Origin of the sequence: Pseudomonas karstica, assembly GCF_009707515.1 — a bacterium.
Lineage (GTDB): Bacteria > Pseudomonadota > Gammaproteobacteria > Pseudomonadales > Pseudomonadaceae > Aquipseudomonas > Aquipseudomonas karstica.
On record NZ_WLYI01000006.1, the window covers coordinates 172,741 to 182,053 of the forward strand.

Sequence of the window (9,313 nt, forward strand, 5' to 3'; positions counted from 1 at the left end):
GGTTAGACCTCCGAGTCCCAGATCACTGTCGCCACGCCCGAATAGGTAGTGCCCGGTTGCTTGAGCATCTCACTCACGTCATCTTTCTTGACTTCAAAGTGCAAGGTGCCGGGGCGGTTGTTCACGTAGTAGGTGGGCTGGAACAGTTCAGTGCCGCTGCCGTCCAGGCGCAGGGGCAGCTTATTCACCGCTTGGCCGTATTGATCATTCAAACCGTGAGGCATGGACACGGCGATCTGCACCGGCACTTCGTCGCCATTGGCATTGCGCAGGCCGCAGGTGTTGACGATGGCCAGGCCGCATTCGAGGGTCATTTTGAAGCGGGTGCTGGCAGCGATGATGAAGGTCTGATCTCGGTACAGCCGTGACGGTTGGCGGCCCTGACTAAGCCAGGCTTGCCAGCCGTCCTGGGGCAGCAGCTCGATGCGGTTGCCGCCGGGGGGCAGGTCGATCTTGAGCTGGTGCTCCACCGTCAGCATGAAGTTGAAGGTGGCGACGCTATCATTGGGGATCATGGTGTCGCCGAAATCGAAATCGCCCCCCGGGCCCATGCTGTAGGTCACAGAGCCTTCATACACCCCGGTATCCATCCCGAGGGGATTGGGGGTCTTGAGTTCATAACCGTACTCAAGGTGATTGTAGTTCATCCATGGAATGGCGGTACCGTTGGTCACGCTGCACGCTCCCGCGTTTTCAGGTACGATCCAAAAAAACAGCGCAAAGTTTGTCCCGGCCGCAAAATAGTTGATCGGCATGCACGGTGCCGGTGCTCCGTACCAGTATTGGTTCCAGTGATTCGGCGTGCCCCATGCCGAAACACCCGGTGGATAGGCCAAGCCCCAGGCGCCGCCGATACCCGCTATGCGCATCTGCACCGTCTCCACGTTTCCGGTGCCCCGGTGGGTCACTTGTACATCACGGAACGCTGAAGGCACCTTGAAATAAGCGCTTTTGCGCGGATCGTCCGGATAGGCGGGTATCGGTCCGTTCGAAGTAGCCCTGAACTGGGTATTACGGATACTGAAGGTATTGACCGCTTTGCACTTGGCGGGAACGTGCCAAGGACACAGCCCGCTTTCCGGCGTGGTATTGGTGAACTTGTTGCTCATCGGGTTCGTGGGGTCGGGGCGAAACACCGCCGTGATATCTTCGACAAAGGCCAGCGCCTGGGTGCTGAAGGCAGCGGTGCCCAGCGCCAATGCACAGGGCAGAAGGGTTTTTTTCAAAGTTGTAATGACAGTCATGAGAACTCCGGTCCGTCATTCGTGACGCCGTTAATCGACGGTTGCGACGTGTTGCGCGGCAAGCTGGCAGGTCCAGAACCCTTGATTACAGCGTTCATCGTTGCCTCGCTCACGGTGCCAGGAAGTCAAAAACCACATGCACCGTGCCGTAGTAGTCACCGGGCGGGTAACCGCCCTCGGGCTTGATCGCGGCGATCTCGAGCTCGGCGCGGCGTCCGACCCCCGCTTGCTCGGCGTTGACCACTTCGGTGCTGTGCAGGGTCAGGGGCACGCTGTTGAACTGCACGTGCAGGTCGATACGGTCGCGGCCGCTGTACAGGTACGGAATGTCCCCCAAGCGCGCGGCCACGCCGCCGTTGAGGTTTTTCACATCAAAATTCTTGCGCAGCCGCGAGAGCTGCTCGGTCACCAGGTTCCAGGCCAGTTGCTGGTCCTGGCCCATCCAGTCGGGCTCTGAGGGCAGCACGTAAGCTTCATGGACCGGAATGGTCACCGAGATATCGAAGCTCTGGCGTTCCTGGAATGCCAAGGCCTGCGAAGCGCTCAGCAGCGAAGCCGCCAGCGCGCCGATCAGTGTCAGTTGCTTGAACATGGTCATCACCCGTTGCTGTCGAACGTCATCGGTTTTTTGTCGCGCCCTTCGATCATCTGGAAGCTGTATTGGCGATTCGGTTTTTTATCGAAGAACAGCCCGCGGCCCGGCAAGATGTGGTGCTTGGTGGTGGGCGCACACTCGGCTTTGTCGGCTTTGGAGCAGTCGCGGAATTCGTCCAGCACCACCACGCTGTTGCCGGCGTTGCGCAGTTGGTAGCGCTCGGTGGTTTCAGTGATCTGCGTGTCGAAGCGGGTGTCCTTGGGGCGTACGAAGAACACCGTGCCGTAGCCGGCCAGTACGTTGACCCCGGCCGCCAGGCTGCTCTTATAGTCGGCGCGCTCCTGGTCGGTCACGGCAAAATCGTCTTCTTTTTCCGGTACCACGGGGATAAAGCGCACGCGGAAGTAACGCTCTTTATCGCGCTCGCCCATGTACAGCAACCGCGAGCCCTGGCGCCCGCCTGCCGGCACGATCAAGCGCGCCGGGCTGGCCATCAGGCCGTCGCGGCTGGTGGTGGCGCCCTTGCCGTCAGTCAGCGAGGCGATCGGCACTTCCCGGGAAGTGCCGTCTTCGTTGTAGAGAATTTCCAGCACGTTGATCTTAATAAAGGCGGTGCTGGTGCCACTGTTGAACACCCGTTTGAGGTAGGAGCTGCGGTCCCCCTCCAAGTAGTCGTACACCACGCCGACGTTGATGGCCGGCCCGGCCTGGGCCGCCATCGAATACAGGAACAACCCGACCGCTAACACTGCATGTTTCATGTTTACTACGCCTCATTGATGGACTGCGGTGGCCGGGGCAAAAGTGCCCAGGGCCAGTGCTGCGAATACGTGCGAAGGTGCCTAGACTTCCGAGTCCCACACCACCGTCGCCACGCCCGAATAGGTGGCGCCCGGTTGCTTGAGCACCTCGCCCACGTCCTCTTTCTCAATTTGAAAGTGCAAGGTGCCGGGGCGGTTGTTCAGGTACTGGGTGGCCTGGAACAGTTCGGTGCCGCTGCCGTCCAGGCGCAGTGGCAGCTTGTTCACCGCCTGGCCGTATTGGTCGTTCAAGCCGTGAGGCAAGGACACGGCGATCTGCACCGGCACTTCATCGCCTTGGCCATTGCGCAGGCCGCAGGTGTTGCCGTTGACCAGGCCGCATTCGAGGGTCATTTTGAAGCGCCCGCTGGCGGCGATACGAAATGTCTGGTCGCGGTACAGCCGTGACGGTCGACGGCCCTGGCTGAGCCAGGCTTGCCAGCCGCCCTCGGGCAGCAATTCGACACGGTTGCCACCCGGTGGCAGCTCGATGTTGAGGATGTGCGTCACGTCCAGGGTGAAGTTGAACGTGGCGATGTTATCGGTGGGAATCATCGCGTCGCCAAAATCAAAATCGCCGCCGGGGCCCATGGTGTAGCTGACGGAGCCTGTGTATTCACCGGCTTCCATGCCCAATGGGTTCGGGGTTTTAAGCTCGTAGGCGTACTCCATATGGCTGTAGCGCATCCCCGGAAATTCAGTGCCTGGTTTTACAAAGCACGCCCCCGCACCTTCCGGTACCGTCCAAAAAAACAAGGCAAAGGCTTGACTCGCCGCAATGTAACCAATCCCCTGGCACGGGGGGGCACCGACGTACCAGTAATAGCTCCAGCCGTTAGCCGGCGTGGCCCAGCCACTGACGCCTGGCGGCCTGGGCACGTCCCAGCGCGTACCGATCGCGGCAATGCGCATCTGCAAGGTCTCGGTCGCCCCGGTGCCCGCATGGGTCACCTGAACATCGCGCCAGGACGAGGGCACCTTGAAATAGGCCGCTTTACGCGGGTCGTCATGGTTGGCCGGTATAGGCATAACCGAGGAGGCCGCGAAGCCTTCATAACGAATCCCAAAAATACCCAACGCCTTGCACCGCGCAATAGCATTGGCGTGCCAGGCACACATCCCGCTTTGCGGCGTGGTATTGGTGAATTTATTGCTCAACGGGTTCGAAGGATCGGGGCGAAACGTCGCGGTAATTTCCTCGACAAACGCTACCGCTGGCAGGCTGAAGGAAACGGCGCCAAGGACCAGCGCACACGGCAGCAGGGCTTTTTTCAATGTTGCAAGTACAGTCATGGGAACTCCGGGTCCGTCATCCAAACCGCCGTCAACCGGCGGTTGCGGCCTTGTACGTGGCATCGGCGAGGGTGTCCGGCGTGCAGCGCAGGTCACTGATCATCAGCACGTCGTTTTCATTCGGCGCGTTGGAGGGGTCCAGGCGGAACTGGCAAAGCAGGCGGTTCTGGTAGCGCACCTCCAGGGTGGGCGCGCTGGCGCTCATTTCCATGGAGAAGAACCCGTCGACTTCGCTGACCCCACGGCTGGCGTGGTTGATCACGTGATGCCCCTTGAGCGGTGCGCCCTCGGCGTCGAGCAGACGGCCCAGTACGGTGACGGTCTTCATCACGGTAATTTTGCGGTAGTCCACTCCGCCTTTGTTCAGGTGGTAGCTGGAACGCGCCGGCTGGATGTTGGCGGCCGGTGGGTGGTTACCATCGAAATCGAAGCTCACGCTGCTGCTCTTGTAGGCCGACACCGGCACGTAGTTGCGGCCAGGACGCAACACGGCGCTGCCGCCGCTGAGGTCGTCGGCGCGCAGGGCGATTTGGTCCAGGTCGGTTTCCACATCGATGATCATGCCCGCGCCATTACCCTGGTACTGGCTGCTCAACAACACCTTGCCGGCACCGGCCACCAGGGTGCTGTTGAGGTTCAGGCCACCGGTGAGGTCGCCGTTGTAGGAACTGCGTTGTAGGAAACCGTCGCCGCTGACCGCGTCGGTGCTGAAGCTGACCATGCCGGAAACGCCGACGCCGTAGGTGTCGGTGATGGCCGTGCCGGAAACGCTTTGCAGCAGGTGGTCGGTGAGGTCCTGACGGTAGGTGACCGAGGCATTGTTGTCGCGCCCACCGTCACGGGCGGTTCGGCTGCCGAGGCTGCCGGAAATCTGCCGGCCATCGCTGCCCAGCGCCAAGCTGAGGCTCACGTCCACACCGCGGTTGCGCTTGTCATTGGTGCCGCTGGTGCCGGGCCGGTCGAACAGCGAGAAGCGCCAGTTGGCGTCGCTGCCCAGCAAAACGCTACGCCGGCTCCAGCCCAGGTCCAGGCCCGCCCCTTCGACATTGCCTTCGCTGTGGGAAAGTCGCATGTTCAAGGAATTTTGCGCGTCCACCCGATGGTTGACCGACAACGCCGTGTTGCTGGTTTGGCCGACAAAGGTATTGCGGCGCAGGCGCGTGCCGTCCGGCAGAGTCTCGTAGGTGTCGCGGGTGTCGAGCCAACTGCGGTTGTGGCTGAACACCAGGTTGGTGGCGCCAAAGGTGAAGAGCCCTTGCACGTCCATGCCGGTGCCGTGCTCTTTGGTCTGGTAGAGGTTGGCGTAGACGCTAGTGTTGTTGGCCACCGTCCAGTCCACCGAACCGCCGTATTGCAGTTGCTCGCGCACCTCACGGGCCGACAGCCCGACGATCACACGCGGGTGCAACAAGTAGTTGAGCGAAGCACCGGCGGTGATCGCCCCCGACGCCTGTTCGTCCCAGTTGCTGAGCAACTTGGTTTCACGCCCGGCAAAGACGTTGTAGCGCCAGCGGTCATCGGCGTTACGCCAATTGGTCGGTTTGTAGACCAGCTCCTGGGTGGTGCTGACAGTCATCCCGTCTTCGATCAGGCGCACTTCCACTTCATAAATACCGCCGGGCAACGGGCGGGTATCGAGGGTCTGCAAGCCGGCGGCCACGGCCTGGGTATTGATCAGCAAGCCATTGCGGTAGATTTCGACCGCAGCCTGGCGGTTGGCGGTGACGTAGATGGGGTAGACGCTGGGCTTGGCACTGCTGATGGCCAGGCTGTCGGAGCTGCCGTACATCATGCCCAACGCCGTATCGGGGCTGGCGCCGAAGCTGCGCAGTTGGCGGGTCAAGCCATCGGAGTTGGGGGTGAAATGGCCCAGGCGCAAGAACTGGCCTTCCAGTTCTCGCTGGGTATAAAGCTCGTGGATCGCGTGGCGCAACTGTTCTTCATCACCGCTTTGGCGCGCCAGTTGCAGGTTGAACACCTGGCTCCAGTTACCGATGCTGGAGCTGGCTTGCAAGCCGTAGCGTCCGCCGAGGTCCTGGTCCTGGCCGCCGTTGAGGTTGAGCTGGTTGTTGATGATCAGGCCCAGGCTGCCGTCTTCGGGTTGCTCGTAGAAGCGTGGGGCTTCATTGGTGCGCTCCACGTTCTGGGTGATGATCGAGAGTTGGGAGTTTTCCAGGTTGTAGAACGCCGACACCAGTTGTTGCGGGCACGACTGGGTACAGGCACCCAGGGCCACGCCGCTTTCCAGGATCGATTGCCAGGTGTCGCGGGTCGCGGCCGACACTTTGCTGTCGCCGGTGTCGGTAAATTCGAGGAGCGTCACACGGTCGTCACGCGATAAAACTATCAGGGCTTCGCCTAACGATTGCTCATCGAGGTCCACACGCACCGCCAGCGGCACGTCGAAAAAGTGATCGGTAAACCCGGCCGGCAGGCCCTGGGCTTGTGCAATCAGGCTACCCGGCGTCGGCGCACTGAATGCCGGTGTCGCCAGGGCACTTGCACCGAGTAAAAGGGCAAGCGTCGCCGCGATGGGAGTCATCGGGAACATGAGCGGATACTCTGACCAGGATACAGGGGATCAAAACCAGGTCGGCGGAGTGGGGAGCCCCAGCCGACCTGTAAGTGAATGCCCGAAAGCGCGAGGCTCAGCGGGCATTCGTTGCCATTACAGGCTTACAGCTGGCAGCACCGCATCGAACATCAGCGAAATGGCGGTGGTGTAGGCACCGCGCTGGGTGGCCGTAGGCTTGGCTGCGACGATGCGCAGTTCGGCGCCCACGCCTGGGGTGGAGTCGGCTTCGTTGACCACTTCCAGCGGGGTACCGGTCAGGGTGACGCCGTTCAGGGAGGTGGTCAGTGGGATGTTTTGCGCCACATCACCGTTGAACAATACAGCCGGACCACCGTCGATGTAGGCGTGGATCGAACCATTAGTGTTGCGCAAGTCGTAGATCGCGCTCAACGGTGACAGCACGCCGTTCACCAGGTTGTAGCTCATGGTTTCGTCACGACCCCAGTTCGGATCACGTGGCTGGGCGTGGAATACCGTGGTTGGAATGTTCGCCTTGATATTGACGGTATGGCTGGCTTCGCCGGCAGCAAATGCCATCGAGGAACTCAGTGCCATAACAGCCAATGGAGCAGCAATTGCAAACTTCTTGAACATGGTCAATACCTATAGGTTTTTAACATTGAGTGGCTCGTCGGTAAGTTGAATTAAAAGCACAAGGCCTTAGCTGACTTACAACGAAATACGTTGCCGACTAGTTGAACTACTGCAACGCCGGACAATGATCAACCAAATGAAAAAATAGGTATGCAGGCTTATTCCGCATGGCCGGAAAGCCAATGGAACAGGACTCGAAAGAAAAAGATGGCATTTTGCCAAAACTAACAAAGCATCCGTAAGAATTGGACTACATATATCAAACCTGCTTTAAGCCAGAAAAGTAACTGTAAGAACAAGACCACAAAAACCATTAAGCCAGAATGAAAGTAATTTAGTTAAAGTGGAGCTTTAACTCTAATTAGAGTTATAAGCCTATTATTATTCGGCCGTCCAGCGTTATTTGCCCAGACGTTATTGCTGATCCGCCGCAGCGCTGGAACCGACCGTTGGTCGTGCCGCTCTATCCGAGATATAAGATATATCTTAAGTTATGTCTAAATCTCTCCAAGAGGAACGGCCATGCGCGATCATCCCCACCACCGCGACCCCGGTAATGACCATGATGGCTTCGAGAAACGTCCAGGCCGCGAACGCGGCGGCCGTGGCCCACGTGTTTTCGCACCGGGCGATCTGAAACTGCTGTTGCCGTCGCTGATCGCTGAACAGCCGTGCCACGGCTACGACTTGATCCGCCGCATCGAAAGCCTGTTCGAAGGCGCCTACGCCCCCAGCCCCGGCGTGATCTACCCGACGCTGACCTTCCTGGAAGAAAGCGAATTGATCAGCGGCGACGCCGCAGGCGGCAAAAAACGCTACACAATCACCGACGCCGGACGTTTCTTTCTAAACGAGCAGACGGTGGCCCTCGACGGCTTGCGCATGCGCATCGAAGTAGGCAAGCGTTCGCTGCGCGGGCATGACCGCCCGCCGCAAATCCACGAGGCCGTGCATAACCTGCGCCATGCGATGCACATGCATCACGGGCGCTGGACACCGGAAGAAATCACCCGCGTGGCGAACCTGCTCAACGCCACCGCCCAGGCCATTGTCGACGGCTCGGCCGTCCCACCTGAACAGGGGAAAGCTCAATGAACACGCAAGTCATCCATCGCGTTACCCACGAAATCAAGCGCCGGCGCCTGCAGGTGTTGCGTATTGCCGACATTACCCCGCGCATGCGCCGCATCACCCTCGGCGGTACTGAGTTGGCCGGGTTTGTCAGCCTGGGCAGCGATGACCACATCAAGCTGTTGTTCCCACAGAACGCCGCCGAACAAGCGGCATTGGAAAGCCCCACCTTCAGCATCAAGGGCGACGGCCCGCAGCCGGCCATGCGCGACTACACGCCACGCCGCTATGACCCGCAAATCGGTGAACTGGATATCGACTTCGTGCTGCACGGCGACGGCCCCGCCGCCACCTGGGCCGCACAAGCCAAGGTCGGCCAGCACCTGTATATCGGCGGGCCGCGCGGTTCGATGATCGTGCCGGACATCTTCGACAGCTATCTACTGATAGGCGATGAAACCGCCCTGCCTGCCATTGGCCGGCGCCTGGAAGAGTTGCCGGCGGGGCGTAAGGTGCTGGCGGTGATTGAAATCGCCGATGAGGCGGAACAGCAGGCGCTGGACAGCGCGGCCGACGTCGAAGTGATCTGGGTGCTGCGTGGCCAGGATAATCTGCTCGACACCGTGCGCAACCTGACCCTGCCCGGCGGCACGCTGTACAGCTTTGTCGCCACCGAAACCAAGCTATCGCGCCAACTGCGCCGGGTGCTGCTGGATGCGCACCAGGTCGATGAGACGTACCTCAAGACCGTGGGTTACTGGCGCGCGGAAGGCAGCGACGAGGAATAACGCGGTATATCGCTTGGTTTATGTAGCCGCTGCCGAGGCACGAGGCTGCGATAAGGGCCGCAGGACCTTCAGCAATCTCAAGGCCCCAAGCGTCTGCTGCGCAGCCGATCGCAGGCTGCGCCAGCGGCTACAGGTGATCGGTGATCGACGGTTCTTTTTGTAGCCGCTGCCGAGGTACGAGGCTGCGATAAGGGCCGCAGGACCTTCAGCAATCTCAAGGCCCAAACGACTGCTGCGCAGCCGATCGCAGGCTGCGCCAGCGGCTACAGGGGATCGGTGATCGACGGTTCTTTTTGTAGCCGCTGCCGAGGCACGAGGCTGCGATAAGGGCCGAAGGACCTTCAGCAATCTCA

Annotated in this window: 8 protein-coding genes; 2 read left to right on the forward strand and 6 right to left on the reverse strand. The window is 60.3% G+C overall.

Annotation, left to right across the window (positions count from 1 at the left end):
- Positions 1-2 precede the first annotated feature (2 nt).
- The 6 genes from GIR22_RS06845 to GIR22_RS06870 form a co-directional block, all read right to left on the reverse strand.
- Positions 3-1,244, reverse strand: coding sequence for a hypothetical protein (locus GIR22_RS06845; RefSeq protein WP_154742581.1), 1,242 nt, complete (start codon positions 1,242-1,244; stop codon positions 3-5).
- A gap of 109 nt (positions 1,245-1,353) precedes the next feature.
- Positions 1,354-1,836, reverse strand: coding sequence for a CS1 type fimbrial major subunit (locus tag GIR22_RS06850; RefSeq protein ID WP_154742582.1), 483 nt, complete (start codon positions 1,834-1,836; stop codon positions 1,354-1,356).
- Between the two features lie 5 nt (positions 1,837-1,841).
- Positions 1,842-2,600, reverse strand: a complete 759-nt coding sequence (locus tag GIR22_RS06855) for a molecular chaperone (protein ID WP_154742583.1) — start codon at positions 2,598-2,600, stop codon at positions 1,842-1,844.
- Between the two features lie 81 nt (positions 2,601-2,681).
- Positions 2,682-3,932, reverse strand: coding sequence for a hypothetical protein (locus GIR22_RS06860; RefSeq protein WP_154742584.1), 1,251 nt, complete (start codon positions 3,930-3,932; stop codon positions 2,682-2,684).
- Positions 3,933-3,963: 31 nt separating this feature from the next.
- Positions 3,964-6,483: a TcfC E-set like domain-containing protein gene (locus GIR22_RS06865; RefSeq protein WP_154742585.1), complete on the reverse strand. Its 2,520-nt coding sequence runs from the start codon at positions 6,481-6,483 to the stop codon at positions 3,964-3,966.
- 117 nt (positions 6,484-6,600) lie between these two features.
- Positions 6,601-7,101, reverse strand: a complete 501-nt coding sequence (locus GIR22_RS06870) for a CS1 type fimbrial major subunit (protein ID WP_154742586.1) — start codon at positions 7,099-7,101, stop codon at positions 6,601-6,603.
- 522 nt (positions 7,102-7,623) lie between these two features.
- Between GIR22_RS06870 and GIR22_RS06875 the strand changes: the two genes are divergently transcribed.
- Together GIR22_RS06875 and GIR22_RS06880 are read left to right on the forward strand one after the other, a co-directional pair.
- Positions 7,624-8,196: a PadR family transcriptional regulator gene (locus GIR22_RS06875; protein ID WP_154742587.1), complete on the forward strand. Its 573-nt coding sequence runs from the start codon at positions 7,624-7,626 to the stop codon at positions 8,194-8,196.
- Positions 8,193-8,960, forward strand: coding sequence for a siderophore-interacting protein (locus GIR22_RS06880; RefSeq protein ID WP_154742588.1), 768 nt, complete (start codon positions 8,193-8,195; stop codon positions 8,958-8,960). The genes GIR22_RS06875 and GIR22_RS06880 overlap by 4 nt, the downstream gene beginning before the upstream one ends.
- Positions 8,961-9,313: the final 353 nt, after the last annotated feature.